Origin of the sequence: Legionella rowbothamii (assembly GCF_900639985.1) — a bacterium.
In the GTDB taxonomy this organism is placed as follows: domain Bacteria; phylum Pseudomonadota; class Gammaproteobacteria; order Legionellales; family Legionellaceae; genus Legionella; species Legionella rowbothamii.
Genome location: NZ_CAAAIM010000001.1, coordinates 263,489 through 283,714, shown reverse-complemented (window position 1 = coordinate 283,714; position 20,226 = coordinate 263,489). Strand labels below are relative to the sequence as shown.

The following is a 20,226-nucleotide window of genomic DNA, read 5'->3' as shown; positions in this document are numbered from 1 at the left end:
CTAGGATCCTTTCACTAAATTAAATGGGAGTAAGCTTTTGTGGTTAAAAAGTCATCAAAAGTTTCTTTGAATATCATTTCTTCCATTAAAACTTTGGCATCTGTTAACGCTTTTGAACTTCCTTCATCGGTACCACGACCTTGCATAATCATGTTATACTCTTCATCAAACCATTGATGAAGCATTGGGACAGTGAGCGCTACACCAGTATCTAACGAAGCCGAAAACTTCAACCATTGCCATAATTGTGCTCTGCAAATTTCTGCAGTAGCAGCGTCTTCCATCAAATTACGGATAGGAACACAACCATTACCAGTTAACCATGCCTCCACATAAAGTAATCCAACCGTAATATTATTTCGAACACCTGTTTCTGTAATTGTTCCTGGAGGAACCATTAATAAATCCTGCGCTATAATCGATACTTCAGGTATTTTTGATAATTGGTTTGCTGCGGGCATTAGCTCATCAAAAGCTTTAAGCGCTATAGGAATAAGTCCTGGATGTGCAACCCAGGTTCCATCATGTCCGGCAAGAGCTTCACGTCGTTTATCGGCATAGACACGTTCCATTGCCTCTTGATTTGCATGCTCATCCCCTTTTATAGGGATTTGCGCCGCCATACCCCCCATGGCATGCACTCCACGACGATGGCACGTTTTAATTAATAAATTGACATAAGAACTAAGAAAATGACTGGTCATAGTCACTTGTTGTCTGTCAGGTAATAAAAACTCTTTATGATTGCGAAATTTTTTAATATAAGAAAATATATAATCCCAACGACCACAATTTAAACCAACAATGTGATCACGTAGCTCATAAATGATTTCATCCATTTCAAAGCCTGCGGTAATGGTTTCAATCAATACGGTTACTTTGACGCATCCACGTGGTAAATCTAATAGCTCTTGCGCTTTAAGAAATACATCATTCCACAATCGAGCCTCCAAATGAGACTCCATTTTGGGCAAATAGAAATAAGGACCTGTTCCCTGCTCCAATAAAGTCTTTGCATTATGATAGAGATAGGTTAATGCATCAAATAATGATGCAGACATAGGCTTTTCATCAATTAGCACATGAGGTTCATCTAAATGCCAACCTCTGGGGCGGACAATAAGCACCGCTGTTTTTTCATTAAGTTTGTAATGCTTATTCGATTGTGGATCTGTGTATGTTATTTCTTTGCGGACCGCATCGTACAAATTAATTTGCCCATCAATACAGTTATTCCATGTTGGCGAATTTGAGTCTTCAAAATCAGCCATAAATACTTTTGCACCGCTATTCAGTGCATTAATAATCATTTTGCGATCAACAGGGCCCGTAATTTCCACTCTTCTATCTTGTAGATCGGGAGGTGTATTATCAACTCGCCAATTACCTTGACGAATGGCGGCTGTATCCTCTAAAAAATTAGGATAGATGCCTTTGTCAAACTCCTGTTGCCTTCTTTCTCGAGCTAACAAGAGTTCCTGACGACGGTCACGTGAAAATCGCTCCATAGTAACCAAGAAACTCATTAAATCTGGGGGTAAAATAAAATTATTTGTGTGAGATAATCTACCACTGATCTTATAGTAGTTATTATTCATTGGATGCATCTCCACATGTTTTTTATCCAATTTTTTCAAATTGGTCCTTGTTATAACATAGTTGAGAATACTAGAATTGCAAATGATTTAGCGAAAAATTAGCACAATTTTTGTGCGGCGCACTATTTATACTATTTACTGCTCCCCTGCTTTTTTAAATCTCCCATTTGCAAGAAATTCAAGAATAAGCTCACGTACTTTTGAATTATTCATAATAACCATATGATTTGTATTAATAACCATAGGTTCCATTTGTCCGTCTAAGCGTGCATATTCAGGCGGTACTTTGGCATCGTATTTTCCTGCGATTATGGCCATTTTAATTTTCGGGACAGGCACACGATGAACATAAGATGATTGTTCTGAACTAAGTTCAGCTAAGGGCTTTATGGGAGAGGTAAATAGGGGAAATACTTTTGTGGAGAGCTTAGCTAGGGCAGAACCTTGATTTGGTGGCGCTAACATAATTAAGCAACCAATTTGTTTGACTTGCTTTGGCTTTAATTTTGATACCGCTTCACGAGTAATGATTCCTCCTAGACTGTGCGTAACGAAATTAATTTTTTTCCCAGGATTTTTGGCAATTAAATCCCCAACAAAGCTCTGTAAACGAACCCCATGCTGCTGAATCGAATAACGTGCTGATGGATAGCTATATAAGTAAACCTGATATCCATAGCCTTCTAAGAAGGATTTTAACGGGCGCATACTCAGTGAAGTGCGCATTAACCCATGAATTAAAACAATAATTTCTTTTGGATGTTTGGTTTTTAGGCTAGCACCGGATGAATTCATCGGGAGGGCCATAACCTGGACGGTTGAAAAGACTAAGATAAACATAACAAGCAAACGACTGAAAATAGCTTTAGCCATGATAATCCTTTTTTATATCGAATATCTTGCATAACTCAGCATTATCGCAAAAAATACAGCAAAAAATTAACCTATTAGAAATCGATGAACTATACCACAATAACTCGTTTTTGTTTCTTTATCTTATTGATCTCTGTTGTTATTTATTTACTACTCGCCTTTCATATTGCTAAAAATGCGGAACATGATAATAAAAAGCAAGCAGATGCAATTTTAGTACTCGGTGCCCGAATCTATCGTGATAATGCAATTAACCCTTGTCTGGTTGCACGAGTTGAGCATGCAGTTGAGTTATATAAAGCACATTATGCCCCTAAACTGCTGGTTTCAGGTGGTGTTGATAAAGAGGATAATGTTAATGAGGCTCAGGAAATGAAACGAATCGCAATGTCTCTAGGCGTTCCTGAATCAGACATTTTGCTTGAGTCCGAATCGACATCAACCTATGAAAATATGCTGCTTTCTAAAAAAATAATAAATGAAGAGCATATGCATTCAATTATCATCGTAACTGAACCATTCCACTTACCCCGAGCCATGCTTGCCGCAGAAAAAGTTGGGCTTAAAGCTGTAGGCTCTCCTGCGATGAAAAGTATGTGTTGGGCTAACAATAAATATCTAACACTTTATTTCGCCAAAGAGCCCTTGGCAATTATGTATTATAAATTAAGAAATAGAGTGTAATTCTTAGGCTGGGCTGCCAAGCCCAGCATTCAGTTACCTAATATTCGACCCAAGGTTCTAGTTCAAATGTTAAAAAAATCACTATCCTCATGGTTATTACTAATCCTAACTACATCTAGCACACAGGCTCTTTCCATCGACAACATAGAGAAATCTAAACTTCCTCCCCCCTATGATTTTTTACTAACTCAACCCCTAATGACTCAAACGCTTGAACAATATTATAAACGAACGCCAATTATTCAAACACAATCAACTCATTTTGATTCAATCCAAAATAGCTATGCTCGAACCATTACAATGCTTATTGATCGCGATAAACAGAGAAATAATGCTGCCTATGCACAAAAAACAGGTGCTGCACAAGCAATTGAATTAGCATTTATTAAAATAAACTTTAGTGAATTACCTAAAGAGGTTATTGAGAGAATTCGTCATACCAACACCCCTTTTGGCAAGCTCTTGGAAAAATATAAGATAAAAATACTTACCCAAAATCGGGTGTATTTTACAATAGCCTGCACCAACGAAATTGCCTCGCTCATGCCTTGTGATTTAAATAAAATTCTTTATGGGCGTAAAAACACCATTGTCAGAGCGGACAATAATCAATGGCTTGCGCAGGTTGTGGAGATATTGCCGTAATTGCTAGTAAGTCCTAGAAAAATTAAACCCAAGCCATAACCTAAAAGTCATGGCTTGATTTTTACCGATGAAACCCCAGATTATTGGGAGAAAGGAGCGGGATCAGCATCAAACTCTTTTTCCTCTATTGAGTGCTCACTTAATGCTGACGCATCATCATTGAATGATGATGGCGCAAAAAGTGAAAGACTAGGAAGAGCGCTAAGCTCCTCTTTTTTCTCCTTATCCAAGACCATCTTCGCTTGATATAACTTAATTAAATCAAAGAACAGCTCTAAAGTACTATATAATTTTCTACGATAACCATCAAAATGAACTGGATTATCCTCAATTTTGGTTCTCGTTAATGGACAAGTGCTCAAGAGTGTTCCATTAGAGAATAATGCTGCAGCATCGTAGACCATGCCTGTTTCGACAACATAATAGGGTTCTTCAAAAAGAGTAAGTAATACTGGACATAGGAGATCAAAGGTTAAAGCATTTGCCGCTAACCAATCGTCAAATAAGTCTTTAAGTTTTTGAGCGTGATTATCTGATTTAAATGGCTTGCTAACCCTTCGTAGTATATTTGATAAGGTAATTCTATTGTAGAAAAGTTTTATGCTATCAAGACCTTTCATATCTTTAGTGACAGCCTTGTTTGCATTTAAATTAGCCATACAATCTCTTATTACCCCATTTACTTTCTCTAAAGACTGCAAAAGATTAGCATAAATTGCTTGATCCGTCGTTCTCTGTTTGGTTGTAACATAACTAACCGAATCAATGTAATAAGCTTGTTGTTTGGTGGCCTGCTCCCAAACAGGCTTAATCATTTTGTCACTTTTTAATGTAAATTTATTTGTAGATTTATTAGAGAAATCATTGATTGCCTCCAATAACAACTCGAACTTTGATTTTACACTCACTCTATCTACATGCTCGTAAGTAATTATAGAAGAGCCGTCTATATGCTTATCGCGCATAGTATTATTTACAAGAACCCACTTATCTTCAATAAAAGCAAAACGAGTATGGGCGATTTTACCTTCGTCTCGTTTGAGAGTTACGGATATCATTCCCTCGGTACGACTTTCACGAATTAGCCAAGAACCAGGTACCTTTGTTTTAAAAAACTCATCGAATCCCTCAATAATGGGTAAATGAGGATAGTTCGGTAGCTCCATCTTGAAAATTGGGACCAAATCACTTTGCTCTTCATTTTTAGTAGATGTTGCATCTTGCTTTTCTTGCATGAAAACTCCGACGGTAGGCATAAATAGAATACGCACATAGTAACAAATTTGATCATTTAGTCAATATGAAAAACAAAATCGCGCTGAAAATTATTCTTTTATACATTCATGTATAACAAATAAGCTTTATCTACTACAAAATCTTTTAAGCAGTATATACTTGTTTAATATAGTATATTTGATGGACCAAGAACGATGGTTAAAAAAACTAAAGGACAAGTACAAAAACAAGCCCTCGGCGTAATTAATATGCCTTACAAATCGATCCACGAAAAGCAAACATACAAGCGCATTGCCTGTGTATTTCAAGGTGGTGGCGCCTTAGGTGCATATCAAGTTGGAGCTTACCGGGCAATTCATGAGCGGGGTTATATCCCTAATTATCTTTCTGGAGTATCCATTGGAGCCATTAATAGCTCTATTGTTGCGGGTAACCCTCCTGAAAAGCAAATCGAAAAATTAATGGAATTTTGGAATACGATTGTTCCTAAATTATGGAGCGATCAATTTTCCCCCTGGAGCTCTTTTGATTATTTTCGACATGTAAACAACAGTATCACGGCCTTACATGTCATTATGTTTGGTTTAGAGGGCTTTTTTAAACCTCGTTATATAGCTCCTAATGAATTTACAACAGGCACTCCTGATAAATTAAGTTACTATGATACTTCGGAGTTACGAAATACTCTTGAAAAAGTAATTGATTTTGACCGAATTAACTCGAAAGAAGTTACTTTATGCCTTGGAGCAGTGAATGTCGAATCAGGGGAAATGTCATTTTTTAATAATCAATTAATGACGATTACTCCGGAGCATATTATGGCTAGTTGCTCTTTGCCCCCCGGATTCCCGGCAATGAAAATAGATGATAATTATTACTGGGATGGAGGAATCTATGCGAATACCCCGCTCGTTACAGTGCTCGATGCCCTCCCAGAAGAGGATACTTTGTGTTTTGTCGTGGATTGCTTTAGTTTAGCTGGTGAGTTACCTAAGAACATGGACCAGGTGGATGAGCGGCAAAAAGACATTCGTTATGCCAGTCATTCTCGTCGCCTAACTAATGTCTACAGTAGTCGCCAAAATTTACAAGCAGCCATTACCATATTAGGAGAACATTTAACGCCCGAAGCGCAAAATGATCCACAGATACAACAAATTTTGCAATTAGGTAATCAAAAGCGTTTTAGTGTGGTACATATTATTTATCGAGGCTCCCCTTTTGCCCATTCATTCAAAGACTACAATTTTGGGAGCGAGGTAATCGAGCGGCGCATGAATACGGGATACGAAAATGCTATTGAAGTATTAAGCGAACCTAAATGGGAAGAAAAATCAACGAATCCCTTAGCTTGTTCAATTTATGGTGTGACACCCGATTATTTTGATCAAAGATAAAATAATTTTTTCAGTAAAATAAAAAATACCCAATGTGTGCATATAATAATCATATAGCGTGTTATTTTATGAGAATTATATGCCTAATCCAAATGTAACAAAACACTTTGAAAAAGGTAATGTAGTCGATGTAATTGATTCGTTTAAACAGCTTAACAATCAGGCTGCTCGCGATTATAGTCCAGCATTAGGTCCTCTACCCAAAACAGATTATACCTTCCTGTTTGAGGAATTAACTCGAAGGCTAATGGCTGGTGAGCCATTTACTTATGAAAAAGCAGAAGACAACAATAATATTATCCGTTTTAAAAATAAAGTATATAATCTGACTGAAATCATCGCCTATGCAAACTTAGATCATTTAACATTTACTCAGAATGATTTGGACCAATATGCAGGATATTGCCAAAATACCTCTATCGTCCGCCCCGAGAATGAGCATGAAGAGTACCCTACAGAAGAGTATTTTGAACAGCAAAATAAAAAAGCGGGCGGAGTATTCTCAGATATGCATTATGGAGAAAAATTAGCATTAAATGTTTATTCTACAAATTATTATAATGAGATGAATCCACTATTACGTGGATATTATAATTTTGCTAAGAAATCCCCCGATCAAATAAGAGATGTTATAGTACATAGTGCGATGTGCGGACAAGCACTTGCTCGAGCCCCAAATAAAACAATTGATGGCACCTTCCGTTATGAAAGTGTTTATAATGCCGATCTATTGGCAAATCGAATAAAAATAGCTCAAGAAGGTGGGGCTGAAGTAGTAAGGGGCTTTATTAGTACAGGTGAAGAGCCCGCACTTCCTTTTAAAGATAAAGTAGCAATTACTTATACTGGATTGGTTGGAAAATATGTCGGTCCTTTATCTCGATTTCCTACAGAAAAAGAGTTTTTAATTCCCCCTACTCAAATGACTTATGAGGGGTATGTTCACGAAAATGGGGTACATTATTTTCACGCAAAACCTGTAGTAGATTTGAATTTAGTTCATGAGAAGGCTCAAGAGTCTGCTCACACAGGCAATATAAATACCTCGAAGGTTCACGCGTTATATAATTACCTAAAAATAATTGATAAAACGCTGAAAGATCATTGTTCTCCAGCAGAATATCAAATTTATAAAGCACAGGTTGATGAAATAAAAGCGTGGGCTAACGTTAAATTAAATGAACTAGGCAAAAACCCAAGCCCAGCAACCATTGCAGCTGATCTAAGCGTCATGTGGGATAAATTGTCAAATGTAAGTGTAAACGCGCTAAAGAATCATGCAAGATTTGCAGCATACCAGGCAGAAATAGAGGAAAAACGAGATTCTGAAAAACAAATGGCAGTCTTTCAGCTTTCCAATGAATGTAGGATCGTAATGAATGAGCTCCAAGCTGACAATAGTCCTCAATACGGTCCATTGCTTGCCAAATATCCAAATGGTTTTGACGAGTTTGGTGTCTCTGACCTGCTAAAAATAAGAGATGAAATTAGCAAGGACTTACTTGCCACTAAAAAACTCGAGTGCTTAGTTAAATTAAGTGAGATTAAGGACCATGGAGATCAACTCAAAGATCAAAACATCAATAATTTTATCGGTCCAATGAATGAGGAGATTCTTCGTACCAAAAGCGTTGTTCGACTTGAGCAAATAAAAGAACAGCTCGAGTGCAAAGATCTTCTACAAAAAATCGATGCGACCCGCTTTGGTCCAAATGACAAGCAAATGCATAAATTTGTTCAAGATACGATAAAAAAAATGGAGCGATGCGCTAATCTAGATCAGCTTAAGGACCTTAAAGAAGAGCTTAAATCTACTTTAACCACATTAGAAAAAAATAAACCAGCAATTGATGAATTAAAAAATATTATTCAAGATTTTCGCGACAGGTCAAATGTATTTAGTGTTGGCATGAAAAGCAAAGCAAATCGAATTGAACGCGCAATTGGTGATAATGTGCCCATATCCGAACGAGCAAAAGTTCAAGACTCAGAACCTGTGTTAGAAGCCCTAGCCTCACACCGTCATAAGCACGGAAAAGTTTATCACGAGGATGGGCATATTAATGAAAAAAAAGCTTCTGGAAGCTTTCATCAGTTTAAACAGAAGATGAATGAATTAAAAGAAAGTAAACCCGTGATGGATGCACCATCCTCGGGGGTCGAGCATGAAGTTACCCCTGAGCCCGCTCTAAAATGTTAGTGTTATTAAATATTCATTCTCTTGGCGTTGCATAGCACAATAAACGTACGCCAAGGGAAACTTCTAACCATAAATCATTGATTTAAAAATTCACACTTGGTAAAATATACCTTTTTTATGGGCTTTTATTGAGCATGATTTATTTAGCAAAAAAAGAATTAGATGCGGCTAATGCGGCATATCAACTTGGGAACTACTCAGATGCATTAGCAAATTACGAAAATGCGATAACTAAGCTTCGTGAACTTGGTGCCCAAAAAGGTTTCTTCCCCACAAAATTCTATTATGATGAGTTGGCTTATACCCATAGCCAAATTATTAAGTGCATTTCCCAAATAGTACAGGCCCTAATTGCTGAGTCTCCTAATACACTGCAAAATTATGATCTTATACAATTTAACATGAGAAAAGCGCGCAGTAATCGAAAGGATTTTTTAGTTCTCCACAACACACTAGCTCAATATTTTGGTGGCATTAGCCGAAATTCCACTGAGCGTCTAACGGAAGTTTTTGGTTCTTTAGCTGAGACTGCTGAAAAAATTAGTGATGCCATCAGTGATTATGCGGACAGTGAACAATACTGGGTAAGAAAAGACAAAGCATATATGAAAGCAGTTATGTGGTTGCAACGTGCCCAAAAATATCAGCTTAAAGCCAATAGTTCTTTAGACACTGGAAAAAACAACAAGAAAACAAGTAATATTATAAGAACTGAGCTGCATCTTGGATGTTTAAATCTCATGGAGCGTGCATATTATTGTAATCATGATGAGACGTATCTCCTCGAAATAACTAAATACATCAGCGACAATAGATTACATGGCTTGAATTTAACCAGCGAAGAGCAACTAGAGCTTTTGAGTTATGAGCTTCTCGTTGCAGTTGAAGAGAGCGATGAAGAAGCCATCCATATTCTAAGCCAATACTATGAGGCAATATTAATTAACAACCCTGATTTTGATGAGAACTGCTCTCTTATTCAAGATATTAAGAAGTTACTGGCCAAGGTTAATGTGACAGAAGAGGCTATAGAACCCGAACCAACTTCAGAGCCTAATCCTAAAAAACGAGACCGAGAAGAAGCAGAAGTCCTCTCTTTAACTAAAAAAGCAAAACTCACTGAGAATGTCATGGGGGCAGATGTCCCTCATTTATTGGAGGAGGCGCCATATTTAGAGAGTAATGTACCCTCAGAAGAACAAGCTCCAATGCCCCCTCTTCTTCAAGTTGAAATGGTAACTAGACCTTTACCTCAAGTAGTACTAAATTTAACTCGAGTTGCCCCCTCACTCCCATTTTTTGCTCCTGTACCTATGCAAAAACCGAGTCAAATTACTTTTAGCGAAACAATGAAGGAATTAGCCGGAAGCTATAATAATTCTGAAACCTTGGCTAATTTGCTAATCGTCGTTGCTGATTTTTATTCTCAAGGCAAGCATTCCCAATCACCAAAAGCGATGTTTATAGCCTGCTCATTGTATGAGGACGTACTTAGACTCAATCCAAAACATAATGTAGCCCGAAGCAAAAAAGATGAACTCAAAAGTACTCCTTTGGGTGCTCAAGTTTTTAAGCTGGTTGTGAGTGATAAAAAGCACACTGCTGTGCAATACAAAACCGCATCAGACCTTTTTAACCATTCAATTGCTGAAAGTATCAAAAATGTTCAAACCTATTTAGTTGAAAACAATCAAAAACAATTAGACGAACTATTTACGAAACTTCTTCAATTTATTGGGGCTACGTTAAAAAAAGAACATAGTGTTGGAAATCAATCTGAGGAAATCGCCGATTTGATATTAAGTAAATGTCTAAATGATATGTTAGTTGAGCAATCGTTTGCTACACCAAGCTTTATTTAAGCTGAAAATAGCGTTATTTGCTACGTCATAGCTCATATAAGACCGAAGTACCGCGGCTTAGCCGCGGACTTATAGATGTCACAATCATAACTTTCCAGCTTCCAAAATCACCACAACTAAATATCCCCAAAACTATAAATTAGCCAAATACAGATTAATCATCTATATTGACTTAGTTGACCAAGTATTTTACAACAGGGAGAAAAAATCATGGCCGATTATCATGAACACGCCGATCTAGCACGTTTAAAAGATCTTTTTGGATTTGCCAAACCCGAAGCTGATGGATATTTATCTTTAAATAATGCTTTTAATCGTGATGACGGTGCGATTCCCAAAAAATATCGTGAACTAATGGCACTGGCTGTAGCATTTACTACTCAATGTCCCTATTGCTTAGAAGTACACACGGCCGCAGCAAAACGTTCGGGGGCAACAAGAGAAGAAGTTGCTGAAGCCTGCTTTATTGCTGCTAATTTACGTGCTGGGGCAGCTGTTACTCATGGAACTTTAGCCCTAAAATTTTATGAGCGTTCATAAAAGAACGGTGAGGCCTGGTTGCTTGCAACCAGGTTTTCATTTTATGGTAAAACATAAATAACTAAAGTAATTAATCCCGCCAGCGCAACCAAAGGATGAATGATAACTAATAACTTAGGGACTTTCATTTTCTTACGCCCCATCGTAAATAAAGTTAACCCACCCATAGCCGCAAGTAAAAATAAAATCAAACTGGCGACCAATAAAGGAGCGGTTCCATAAATAATTAAATAAGCGACCATAGTCAAAATCGCTATCCCTGCAACCATACCATGCCCAATCAATGCGATTTTATTCGCAGGCAAGTCCTGCAATATAGCAACTAAAATAGCTAAACCAAAAGTTGCAGCCAAAAGAAATAAACAGATTGCTAATATTAACATACAAGATCCCTCCCTTAATTAATATATAACATTTCATCTTCTAACAAAGGTTCTAAACCATCACTCTCCTTTTCATCTTTAGGCTCATGGACCGGCGGAAAATTAAGCGCCGGAGCTGGATTTTTTAATGCATCAGTTAAACTAATAAATTTATATCCATTTTTTTGATACATTTCGAGCACATCTCCTAACAAATAGCTATTGAGCAAATTTGCATGAATAAGCAATATTTGTTTCCCATTTTTTCCTTCACTTTTCTTCTCTGCTAAAAGCGTTTGCTTCCAAATAAAGGCTAAATACCGAGATTTTAATTTTTGAATATAGGCTGCTCGTGCGCGAAAAGGAACCCCATATGCCATTTTATTAAATTCATAATCTTTACTATCAATCGTCACCGGAGCAATAACATAGTGGTGCTCATTCAGATAATCATAAACCTTTTGTTTGGTCTTTTTATTTCCTTCAGCTAGATAAGGATAACGGAAATATTTAGGTTCCGTCATGATCGGCGCCAGAATCTTATCAGCGCGTTCAACATCTCCAATGTATTTTTCAGCGCTCATTTGATTCAAGTTATAATGTGAATACGTGTGGTTTCCCAGCATGAATCCTGCCTGACGAAATTGTTCAAGGAATTCCCATTGCCCTTTTTCAATCGCTCCCGCAATAACAAAACCGGTGGCGGGAACTTTATATTTTTGAAATGTTTGTACGATTTGTGTAAAACGTTCTGTGGAGCGTTGCTTATTACCAGGCGTATTCATTTGTGAAGCAACCAGGGGTAAATCATCGATAGTAATGGCAATTTCTTTATCTTGCGCATTACACAAAGAAGAAAATAAGAGCGTGAATAAAAATAATATCCTTAACATGAACGTCGTTCCTTATCGTTTAAAGATTCTATATTAACCTAAATCAAGCTAAATTAAACTCTGCTAAAGTGCAATATATACGCCCTCCTTGTGCAGGACGACTTTCAATAAGATAAATTTTATCAATTAATACAGAAGGGATCTTCATGTTCTTAATTTGTTTTATCCAGCCTTTGGATAGATTATGCGTGATGACCCTCCCCATGGACATATGCCCTCGAAATGGACGAGATTCAACAGAACACTCCAATTCAATAAGAATCTGATAGATACACTCAGATAAATGCTTCAGTATTTTTTGAGGCTCTACAGACAATGAAAGAATTTTAGGATGTTCCATGCTAGGAAACCACTCCAGAGCGCCTAAGTGTAACAAAAATGAAGGTTGCTTATTTAACAAGGCAGTTACGCGATCGATAAGTACGGCTATTTGTTCTTGCGGAATTGCATTAATAAATTGCAAAGTACAATGTAAATGCTCTAAACCAATCCACCTTAGGATTTTCTTTGGAAATACCACTCGAGCAAGCTCTAAAATATTACTTAAGGGCTCGTGTATGGATTTAGGCGGACGAATAGCGAAAAAAACACGTACTGTATTCATTATTCCCTTTCTGACTAAATGTTCATTTATTACTAGAAGTATATCGCTTAATATACAAATACACGTGCCCGGTTAGTGGCACGTCAGTATGTGAATATAGACTTAAAAATAATAATTAATGGAGTTTTTATGAAATTCAGCACCAAATTATCACTATTAGCCGGGGCCCTAATGTTCACAGGTTCCTCTTTTGCTGATCCAGTATGCCCTGATCTCAAAGAAATCCAATTAGGTGGTTTCTCTGTAGCTTTTGGTACGGCAAATCATTATTTCGCATACAAGCTCAGTAATTATAATACAACTACAAATTGGGGCTTTATCATGGGACCATTTACCGTGCCTACTCGTGAAGGTGCTTTAGAAGCTGCATACTCAGCCTTAAGTAACATGAATGGCTCAGGTATTTATTATCATGAGTGTATTTATAGCACTGGGGTTTCCGATCTTTATGCTATTGCTATCCAGGATCCTATTGTTATCCCAGCAAAAATGAAAGAATCAATAGAAGCCTTAATGTAGTCGATTGATAGGAATGAAAAAACAGTCTTCATTGCAAATGAAGCACAAGCTCCTTGGTTGCTTCGTCACTATGTTCCTTGCAATGATGCAATTACACATTTGAGGAATCATTAGGAGCTGTAGGGGTATTTTCGCAGCGTACTACGGGAGTGGGTTTTCTCCACTCCCATCCAAGCTTTTAATCCGGCAATGACATCAAACTCGCATTTCCACCAGCCGCGGTCGTATCCACCGTATAAGTACGCTCATGACAAAGTCTAATCAAGTAATTCGGTCCACCTGCTTTAGGACCAGTACCGGATAAACCCTCACCACCAAAAGGCTGCAAACCAACCACAGCTCCAGTCATATTACGGTTTACATAACAGTTTCCAGCATGAACACGCTTTCTGATGTATTCAACCGTTTCATTAATCCGGCTATGAATTCCCAAAGTTAAGCCGTATCCCGTCGCATTAATTTGCTCAATAACTTTATCCAAATCTTTGCGCTTAAACTTAACGACATGCAATACAGGACCAAATACTTCTTTTTCTAAAGAGTCAATACTATCAAGAGCAAGTGCTGTTGGTGGCATAAAATATCCCGACCCTAATGATTCATCTAAACGGCACTGGTAAATAACCTCATGACGTTTTTTCATATTATCTACATGGGCTTTAAGCACAGCTAAAGCCGGTTTATCAATCACAGGCCCCACATCAGTAACTAACCATTGTGGCTCCCCAACAACTAACTCCTCCATAGCCCCTTTCAACAGCGCTACAGTGCGTGGATAAACCTCTTCTTGAACAAACAACACGCGTAAAGCAGAACAACGCTGTCCTGCACTTCCAAACGCAGAGTTCACTGCATCAACAACGACCTGCTCCAATAATGCAGATGAGTCAACCAGCATCGCATTTTGCCCACCCGTCTCCGCAACTAATGGAATAATTTCTCCACCACGTGTAGCTAAAGTCCGATTAATTAAATTCGCCGTATCTGTAGAACCAGTAAACAAAACTGCCTTAATCCGCTTATCAGCAACTAAAGCCGCCCCAACGGTTTCACCATCCCCAGGTAATAATTGGATTGCGCCAACAGGAACGCCAGCCTGATGCATCAATTTCACAGCCAACGCAGCAATCAATGGGGTTTGCTCTGCAGGTTTGGCAATAACACAGTTACCTGTAACCAACGCAGCAACCACTTGGCCAGTAAAGATTGCTAATGGGAAGTTCCAGGGGCTAATGCATAGCACTGTACCACGTGGATATAAGCCTAATTCATTTAGCTCACCTGTATATCCGGTCAAAAGTTTTGGTATTAAAATATCTTGAGCTAAGCTCGCATAATAACGGCAGAAATCGATTGCTTCGCGTAGCTCTGCGATTCCATCATTAAGCGTTTTTCCCGCTTCCAGACAAGCTAGAGCTAAAAACTCAGCACCATGCTCTTGTAATAAATCAGCATAACGATTCAAGCACGCCGCGCGCTCAGCAACTGATGTTTCAGCCCAAGTTGAAAATGTAGTTACCGCCGCGGACAAGGCCTTTTCAACATCATTAACTGAAGCATTCTGTACCATACCCACAACACGTTCAGCCTGCTGGGGGGACCGTACTTTTTGCGCCTGATTTGGCTCCGGAGTACTGGCAATAATAGGGCCTGCAGTCCATTGTTTTCCAGTGAAATCAGCTAATACTTCCTGTAATTGAGCGCGTTCGGAACGGTTACTAAAATCAATACCTTGAGAATTTTTTCGTGGAGCAAAAATATCCTTGGGCAACGGAATATTTTTATTAATTCGTCCAAATAAAGAGCGTGCTTTTGCTACTGGATCTTCAACTAAAGAATCAATAGGCGCATTATCATCAACGATACGATTCACAAAAGATGAGTTAGCCCCATTTTCTAACAAACGACGTACTAAATAAGGAAGTAAATCTTCATGACTTCCCACAGGAGCATAAATACGGCAAGGAATTCCATGACAATTCGCTGGAACGACTTGTTGATAAAGCTCACTTCCCATTCCATGCAAACATTGAAATTCAAAGTCACGATAACTTCCAGTGATATTTAGAATCATCGCCACGGAATACGCATTATGCGTTGCAAACTGAGGATAAATAGCATCCGTCATCGTTAGTATTTTTTTAGCACAAGCTTGAAAAGATACATCGGTAAACACTTTTCTAGTAAATACAGGATATTCAGCAAGCCCCTGCATTTGGGATTTTTTAACTTCACTATCCCAATAAGCACCTTTAATCAAACGAACCATCATTCGGCGTTTCTTGCTACGAGCTAAAGCTGCAACCCAGTCCAATACATAAAATGCTCTTTTTTGATAGGATTGCACTGCCAATCCAAAGCCATTCCATCCATCCAAACTGTCATCAACAAAAACACGCTCCATCACATCAAGAGATAAATCCAAGCGCTCCGATTCTTCAGCATCAATGGTTAATCCAATGCCATATTCTTTTGCTAAACGCGCAAGAGCTAAGAGTTTAGGTGGTAGCTCAGCCATCACTCGATCATATTGGCTTTCATTATAGCGTGGGTGTAATGCGGATAATTTAATTGAGATTCCAGGGCGTCGATAAACATCTGAGTTTTTCTCTGCTTCTTTGCCAATTGCTTCGATTGCATCTCGATAGGCCTCAAAATAGCGTGCTGCATCAACAGTAGTTAACGCGGCCTCTCCTAACATATCATATGAGAAACGATAGCCTATCGCTTCTTTCTTTTTAGCGCGAGTCAGTGCTTCTTTAATTGTGCGCCCTTTAACGAATTGCTTACTCATGATTCGCATTGCTTTATCAACCGCAGTTCGTACCACAGCTTCACTACTACGATTAACCACTTTCATTAAGGACTTAGTCAATGCATTTTCTGCTTTTTCAGGAGTTAATACTTTCCCAGTTAACATTAAAGCCCAGGTTGTTGCATTAACAAAAAAAGAATCACTCTGGCCGATATGAGACTTCCAATTACCACCCGCCAGCTTATCTTTAATTAAATTATCAATTGTTGCACTATCTGGCACACGCAATAAAGCTTCAGCCAAGCACATTAAAGCAATCCCTTCTTCACTGGACAATGCGTACTCAGTTAAAAAGGAATCGATACCTGTACTCTTTTTACGGTCGGAGCGTACGGACTCAACTAATTTAGTTGCGCTGGCTTTAATTGCCGCTAATTGTGATGCATCTAAATCTGCTTTATCGCAAAGCTCTGTTATCAACGATAACTCATCACCGCGATAAGCATGATTAATAGCAGCGCGTAACCCTTCTGGTAATTGTATGGTCTGCTTTTCAAGCATAGTATTCTCCGAACTAAAAATAACAACGGGACATCATAGTTGAGCCCCAGGAAAAATGGAATGATTCACTTCAGTTTTGCGACATTATATGTTTTTTAACCGCATCAATAAAGCAACAACTGTGCCAAATCCAATGTAAATGTTGTGTAAATTATAATCTATTTTGTGTAATTTAATTCAAATTGAGCTATTAATTAACCTTGAAACAGTGCAAATTTTACACAAAAAGCCCGGTAATTGTCTCATACTCTTTTTGCTTACTTTTCTAAGCTCCTGAATTGAATAACATTTAACCCTTATGGACAAGGAAAGATCTTGTGATTTTACAATTGCCTCAATTGTTAATATAATCACCGTTTTTTTAAGAGCCAATAACGGTGATTTTATAAGAATAGGGAGCTGTATGAATACATTATTTACTCTAATTTCAACCGTCCTGTTAACCGGTAATTTAACATCTAGTACCCCATCTTTTGCAAACACAGAAACAGATATAAACGCAAAAGTCCAACATTTGGCATCTAAAGCCCCAAGGTTAAATAAAAGAGTACTAAAACTCGCCTTAACCGCATACACCAATGCTAACAAAAAAGGGGCTGTAAAGAAGCCTGTACTTACAGTAATTGATTACTCATTACCGTCAAACAAAGAACGTATGTGGGTATTTGATCTCAACTCAGAACGGCTGTTATATAATACTTATGTTGCTCACGGCAGAAACTCTGGCGGTAATAATGCAACTCATTTTTCAAACACAAACTCAAGTAAGCAATCCAGTCTAGGTACCTATATTACTAAAGGAACCTATATCGGCCACAAAGGATACTCATTAAATCTGCAAGGATTAGATAAGGGATTCAATGACAATGCATACAACCGACGCGTTGTAATGCATGGAGCCTGGTATATGGATCCAGGCTTCATTCGTAAATCTGGCCGCGCTGGCTTATCTTGGGGATGCCCAGCAATCTCTGAAAAATTAGCTAAGCCTGTAATTAATACCATTAAAAATGGTTCTGTAATCTTTGCCTACTTCCCTGATAAGAAATTCTTATCTCGTTCAGGTTATCTAGTCGGCTAAGAAATTATTTGATAAAATAAAAAAGCCAGGTTTTTAACCTGGCTCTTTTCGCAGTCATCCGTATAAGAACGTCCAGTTCTTATATGTCATCACTGACAAAATCAAATCCGTTTGATTTCAAGTCCATTTGTTGACTTAAATTTCCCTATAAGTCATGTTCTGAATTTAGCAATTGTGATTACGAAGTGCAAGTCTCAAAAAATATAAAAAAATATTAATTTTAATCGTTAATTTTATTAAAGATTAATAAAAAACCTTATAATACAAAGAGTTATTTTGTCAGGTAAAATCACACGAAAGCAATGTCGGCTATTTTCTACGTCTATATTGAGATATTTCTTACAAATCTTTAAGCAATAAGGTCTTTTTTGTTCTACAATTTGACAATAAATATTGGTTAATTTGCATACAAAGCTTGATTCTGTCCTCGGATATGGTAGCTTATTCGGCAAATGATAACGCTTTAGAGCAAAATGATGGATAAGCAACAACAAATTGCAATAAAAAAAGACAAGCTGCAAATTATAGATTGGTTAATCGAACACTTCCCCAGTGCCTTCTTTAAAAAGGGAAGCCAAATTAAACCGCTAAAAATTGGAATCTTTGACGATATAATTGATTTTTATGAGCGCCTAGATTCTCCTCCATTTAGCAAAAAAGCACTTCGTGAAGCATTAAGCTATTACAGTGCCTCCCCTGCTTATTTGAGCTGCCAAAAAGAAAATGCCGCCCGGGTGGACATCTATGGAAATGAAGTGGATGTAGTGACAACGGAACAGGCTAAATATGCGTACCAGAGATTTCAGGAACGTTATAATAAGAAGAAGGATACAGAACAAGCGCATAGCTAGTTAACTGAAATCAAGGCGTAGGCTGGGCTGTAAAGCCCAGCAAACACAGCCTCTATTCCTGGACGCAGGGCTTTACAGCCCAGCCCACATTAGGATGAAGTCTCTGGCAGATGCAAGGCTACCAAATAATTCACTTGCACATCAGCCCCTAAAGTAGCGGTTCTCAAAAGAGGGTTGTAATCCATCCCTTTCATGTCCATTAAATTAAAGTCAAAAGACCTCGCCATAGAGATCAACTCGCTAGGTTTTATAAATTTGCTGTAATCATGCGTTTGTCGAGGCAGAAGATTCAATATATATTCAGCGGCAATGATTGCACTTGCATAAGCCTTTAATGTGCGGCTAATCGTTGATAGAAACAAAAATCCATTTGGCTTGAGTAAGCGTTTACAATGCTCAAAAACCATGTGTGGATTTTCCACATGCTCCAACATTTCCATGCAGGTGATTACGTCATAGCGTTTACTTTCATAATCTTCAATAGGGGTACAAAAATAATCAATTGAGAGGTTATTATCTTTCGCATGCTCCCGGGCTGCATGAATGGCATCTTGTTCCGCATCAATGCCCGTAACCTTCGCGCCTGACTTTGCCAGTGCCTCACATAAAATTCCACCACCACAGCCGACATCTAAAACAGTGGCATTATTTAACGTAACATGCTGAGCAATAAACTCTAATCGAGCCCCATTAATATCATGTAGGGTTTTTAATGGCCCCTCAGGATTCCACCAATGTTTCGCATGTTGAGCAAACTTATTTACTTCTTCTGCATTAATTGTTGATTTATTCATAATGACATTAAGTCCAGGCGTTTAAAAAATTCAATCACATTGGGATTGCTTATAAAGCTAACATTATATGGATGTTCTGCACGCAATCCTACAGGTAATTGATCTTGTGAAATTTTTTCTGCAATTTTTCCTAATAAAATTAATTCTATAGTCGGTTTGATAGCCGCTAATTGACTCAAAAAACTTTGCATAAAAGGCTTCCATTGACGCGCATGATAAGGTACTTTTCCTTCGCTATAAACTAAGCAAGCATTAAGTAATAAAATTCCTTTGTTCATCATTCCCTGGAACAGTTGCTCTCCTGTTTGTACTAGGCTGTTTTTATTCAACTGTGCAATACTCTCTTGTGAGGTATTATCAATAGATAAATCCCCACGTGCAACAAGCATCATTTTAATCCAGTTGCGTAATGAGGTAGCGCGATTGACTGCTGTACTTAATCCTTTAGGGCTCCACAACTCACCAACGGCATTATCCCAAAAGGCATAGCCATTAGCTGATTCCTCGCGTGGATAAGGGGACTCACCAAATAAAATATATTGAGTACCCTCCATCGGTAAACTAAATGCAGCAAAAATACGTGCGGAACCCGGAAGCCAACTAGGATTATCCATTAATTGTTCTAAGTACTCTTCGTCCATAGCGTCTAAAGCCTGGCTCAAAATACTTTTCCAATCAGAATGACAGACATCAAGACAACTATAATTTTTCACAATTTTACCTTAAAACAAAAATTTGTAGAGAAATACTCCCCCACTTCCATTATGCCCT

General features: G+C 38.0%; 18 protein-coding genes. 9 read left to right on the top strand and 9 right to left on the bottom strand.

The window, feature by feature from the left end; all coding sequences use genetic code 11:
• Window positions 1-14: 14 nt before the first annotated feature.
• Both aceB and E1P08_RS01205 read right to left on the bottom strand, forming a co-directional pair.
• Complete coding sequence (aceB, locus tag E1P08_RS01210; protein ID WP_207387326.1) at window positions 15-1,598, bottom strand: malate synthase A; 1,584 nt, start codon at window positions 1,596-1,598, stop codon at window positions 15-17.
• Window positions 1,599-1,733: 135 nt separating this feature from the next.
• The gene (locus tag E1P08_RS01205) at window positions 1,734-2,471 is read right to left on the bottom strand and encodes an esterase/lipase family protein (protein WP_133135200.1); all 738 of its coding nucleotides are present in this window, start codon (window positions 2,469-2,471) and stop codon (window positions 1,734-1,736) included.
• 84 nt (window positions 2,472-2,555) lie between these two features.
• Between E1P08_RS01205 and E1P08_RS01200 the strand changes: the two genes are divergently transcribed.
• Window positions 2,556-3,155 carry a YdcF family protein gene (locus E1P08_RS01200; RefSeq protein ID WP_133135199.1) on the top strand — a complete coding sequence of 200 codons (600 nt, stop codon included), beginning with the start codon at window positions 2,556-2,558 and terminating at the stop codon, window positions 3,153-3,155.
• Between the two features lie 66 nt (window positions 3,156-3,221).
• On the top strand, window positions 3,222-3,800 hold the full coding sequence (locus tag E1P08_RS01195) for a hypothetical protein (RefSeq protein WP_242602334.1): 579 nt from the start codon (window positions 3,222-3,224) through the stop codon (window positions 3,798-3,800).
• A gap of 80 nt (window positions 3,801-3,880) precedes the next feature.
• Here the strand turns inward: E1P08_RS01195 and E1P08_RS01190 are convergent, their stop codons facing one another.
• On the bottom strand, window positions 3,881-5,035 hold the full coding sequence (locus E1P08_RS01190) for an RING finger protein (protein ID WP_133135198.1): 1,155 nt from the start codon (window positions 5,033-5,035) through the stop codon (window positions 3,881-3,883).
• A gap of 195 nt (window positions 5,036-5,230) precedes the next feature.
• Between E1P08_RS01190 and E1P08_RS01185 the strand changes: the two genes are divergently transcribed.
• The 4 genes from E1P08_RS01185 to E1P08_RS01170 all read left to right on the top strand — a co-directional run bounded on the left by E1P08_RS01185 (window position 5,231) and on the right by E1P08_RS01170 (window position 11,035).
• Window positions 5,231-6,433, top strand: coding sequence for a patatin-like phospholipase family protein (locus E1P08_RS01185; RefSeq protein WP_133135197.1), 1,203 nt, complete (start codon window positions 5,231-5,233; stop codon window positions 6,431-6,433).
• 79 nt (window positions 6,434-6,512) lie between these two features.
• Window positions 6,513-8,633, top strand: a complete 2,121-nt coding sequence (locus tag E1P08_RS01180) for an ADP-ribosyltransferase family protein (protein ID WP_133135196.1) — start codon at window positions 6,513-6,515, stop codon at window positions 8,631-8,633.
• Window positions 8,634-8,767: 134 nt separating this feature from the next.
• Window positions 8,768-10,495, top strand: coding sequence for a hypothetical protein (locus E1P08_RS01175; RefSeq protein WP_133135195.1), 1,728 nt, complete (start codon window positions 8,768-8,770; stop codon window positions 10,493-10,495).
• Window positions 10,496-10,705: 210 nt separating this feature from the next.
• On the top strand, window positions 10,706-11,035 hold the full coding sequence (locus E1P08_RS01170; protein ID WP_133135194.1) for a carboxymuconolactone decarboxylase family protein: 330 nt from the start codon (window positions 10,706-10,708) through the stop codon (window positions 11,033-11,035).
• A 41-nt stretch (window positions 11,036-11,076) separates the two neighbouring features.
• Here E1P08_RS01170 and E1P08_RS01165 read toward each other — a convergent pair whose 3' ends face one another.
• Genes E1P08_RS01165 through thpR form a run of 3 tightly spaced genes read right to left on the bottom strand, consistent with a single transcriptional unit; the run spans window position 11,077 to window position 12,894 of the window.
• Complete coding sequence (locus tag E1P08_RS01165; RefSeq protein ID WP_133135193.1) at window positions 11,077-11,418, bottom strand: hypothetical protein; 342 nt, start codon at window positions 11,416-11,418, stop codon at window positions 11,077-11,079.
• Window positions 11,419-11,432: 14 nt separating this feature from the next.
• Window positions 11,433-12,290, bottom strand: a complete 858-nt coding sequence (locus E1P08_RS01160; RefSeq protein ID WP_133135192.1) for a polysaccharide deacetylase family protein — start codon at window positions 12,288-12,290, stop codon at window positions 11,433-11,435.
• A 43-nt stretch (window positions 12,291-12,333) separates the two neighbouring features.
• Window positions 12,334-12,894 (bottom strand): RNA 2',3'-cyclic phosphodiesterase, encoded by a 561-nt coding sequence (thpR, locus tag E1P08_RS01155; RefSeq protein ID WP_133135191.1) that lies wholly within the window; start codon window positions 12,892-12,894, stop codon window positions 12,334-12,336.
• A 129-nt stretch (window positions 12,895-13,023) separates the two neighbouring features.
• On the opposite strand from thpR, the gene E1P08_RS01150 reads away from it, so the two are divergent.
• Window positions 13,024-13,413 (top strand): DUF4949 domain-containing protein, encoded by a 390-nt coding sequence (locus E1P08_RS01150; protein ID WP_133135190.1) that lies wholly within the window; start codon window positions 13,024-13,026, stop codon window positions 13,411-13,413.
• Between the two features lie 178 nt (window positions 13,414-13,591).
• Here E1P08_RS01150 and putA read toward each other — a convergent pair whose 3' ends face one another.
• Window positions 13,592-16,729 (bottom strand): bifunctional proline dehydrogenase/L-glutamate gamma-semialdehyde dehydrogenase PutA, encoded by a 3,138-nt coding sequence (gene putA / locus E1P08_RS01145; RefSeq protein WP_133135189.1) that lies wholly within the window; start codon window positions 16,727-16,729, stop codon window positions 13,592-13,594.
• Between the two features lie 403 nt (window positions 16,730-17,132).
• On the opposite strand from putA, the gene E1P08_RS01140 reads away from it, so the two are divergent.
• Both E1P08_RS01140 and E1P08_RS01135 read left to right on the top strand, forming a co-directional pair.
• Window positions 17,133-17,810 carry a murein L,D-transpeptidase catalytic domain family protein gene (locus tag E1P08_RS01140; RefSeq protein ID WP_133135188.1) on the top strand — a complete coding sequence of 226 codons (678 nt, stop codon included), beginning with the start codon at window positions 17,133-17,135 and terminating at the stop codon, window positions 17,808-17,810.
• A 476-nt stretch (window positions 17,811-18,286) separates the two neighbouring features.
• Window positions 18,287-18,661 carry a ProQ/FinO family protein gene (locus E1P08_RS01135; RefSeq protein WP_165485094.1) on the top strand — a complete coding sequence of 125 codons (375 nt, stop codon included), beginning with the start codon at window positions 18,287-18,289 and terminating at the stop codon, window positions 18,659-18,661.
• Between the two features lie 89 nt (window positions 18,662-18,750).
• Here E1P08_RS01135 and ubiG read toward each other — a convergent pair whose 3' ends face one another.
• Entirely contained in the window at window positions 18,751-19,455 is a 705-nt protein-coding gene (gene ubiG / locus E1P08_RS01130) for a bifunctional 2-polyprenyl-6-hydroxyphenol methylase/3-demethylubiquinol 3-O-methyltransferase UbiG (protein ID WP_133135186.1), read from the bottom strand.
• Window positions 19,452-20,168, bottom strand: coding sequence for a uracil-DNA glycosylase family protein (locus tag E1P08_RS01125; RefSeq protein WP_165485047.1), 717 nt, complete (start codon window positions 20,166-20,168; stop codon window positions 19,452-19,454). Before E1P08_RS01125 ends, ubiG begins: the two co-directional genes overlap by 4 nt.
• Window positions 20,169-20,226: the final 58 nt, after the last annotated feature.

Excerpts from the sequence above, each read along its gene's own strand:
- E1P08_RS01195 (WP_242602334.1), top strand. The coding sequence starts at position 3,222 with ATGTTAAAAAAATCACTATCCTCATGGTTATTACTAATCCTAACTACA.
- E1P08_RS01150 (WP_133135190.1), top strand. The coding sequence starts at position 13,024 with ATGAAATTCAGCACCAAATTATCACTATTAGCCGGGGCCCTAATGTTC.
- E1P08_RS01135 (WP_165485094.1), top strand. The coding sequence starts at position 18,287 with ATGGATAAGCAACAACAAATTGCAATAAAAAAAGACAAGCTGCAAATT.
- E1P08_RS01170 (WP_133135194.1), top strand. The coding sequence starts at position 10,706 with ATGGCCGATTATCATGAACACGCCGATCTAGCACGTTTAAAAGATCTT.
- E1P08_RS01140 (WP_133135188.1), top strand. The coding sequence starts at position 17,133 with ATGAATACATTATTTACTCTAATTTCAACCGTCCTGTTAACCGGTAAT.
- E1P08_RS01200 (WP_133135199.1), top strand. The coding sequence starts at position 2,556 with ATGAACTATACCACAATAACTCGTTTTTGTTTCTTTATCTTATTGATC.
- E1P08_RS01175 (WP_133135195.1), top strand. The coding sequence starts at position 8,768 with ATGATTTATTTAGCAAAAAAAGAATTAGATGCGGCTAATGCGGCATAT.
- putA (WP_133135189.1), bottom strand. The coding sequence starts at position 16,729 with ATGCTTGAAAAGCAGACCATACAATTACCAGAAGGGTTACGCGCTGCT.
- E1P08_RS01160 (WP_133135192.1), bottom strand. The coding sequence starts at position 12,290 with ATGTTAAGGATATTATTTTTATTCACGCTCTTATTTTCTTCTTTGTGT.
- ubiG (WP_133135186.1), bottom strand. The coding sequence starts at position 19,455 with ATGAATAAATCAACAATTAATGCAGAAGAAGTAAATAAGTTTGCTCAA.
- E1P08_RS01205 (WP_133135200.1), bottom strand. The coding sequence starts at position 2,471 with ATGGCTAAAGCTATTTTCAGTCGTTTGCTTGTTATGTTTATCTTAGTC.
- thpR (WP_133135191.1), bottom strand. The coding sequence starts at position 12,894 with ATGAATACAGTACGTGTTTTTTTCGCTATTCGTCCGCCTAAATCCATA.
- E1P08_RS01180 (WP_133135196.1), top strand. The coding sequence starts at position 6,513 with ATGCCTAATCCAAATGTAACAAAACACTTTGAAAAAGGTAATGTAGTC.
- E1P08_RS01185 (WP_133135197.1), top strand. The coding sequence starts at position 5,231 with ATGGTTAAAAAAACTAAAGGACAAGTACAAAAACAAGCCCTCGGCGTA.
- E1P08_RS01165 (WP_133135193.1), bottom strand. The coding sequence starts at position 11,418 with ATGTTAATATTAGCAATCTGTTTATTTCTTTTGGCTGCAACTTTTGGT.
- aceB (WP_207387326.1), bottom strand. The coding sequence starts at position 1,598 with ATGAATAATAACTACTATAAGATCAGTGGTAGATTATCTCACACAAAT.
- E1P08_RS01190 (WP_133135198.1), bottom strand. The coding sequence starts at position 5,035 with ATGCAAGAAAAGCAAGATGCAACATCTACTAAAAATGAAGAGCAAAGT.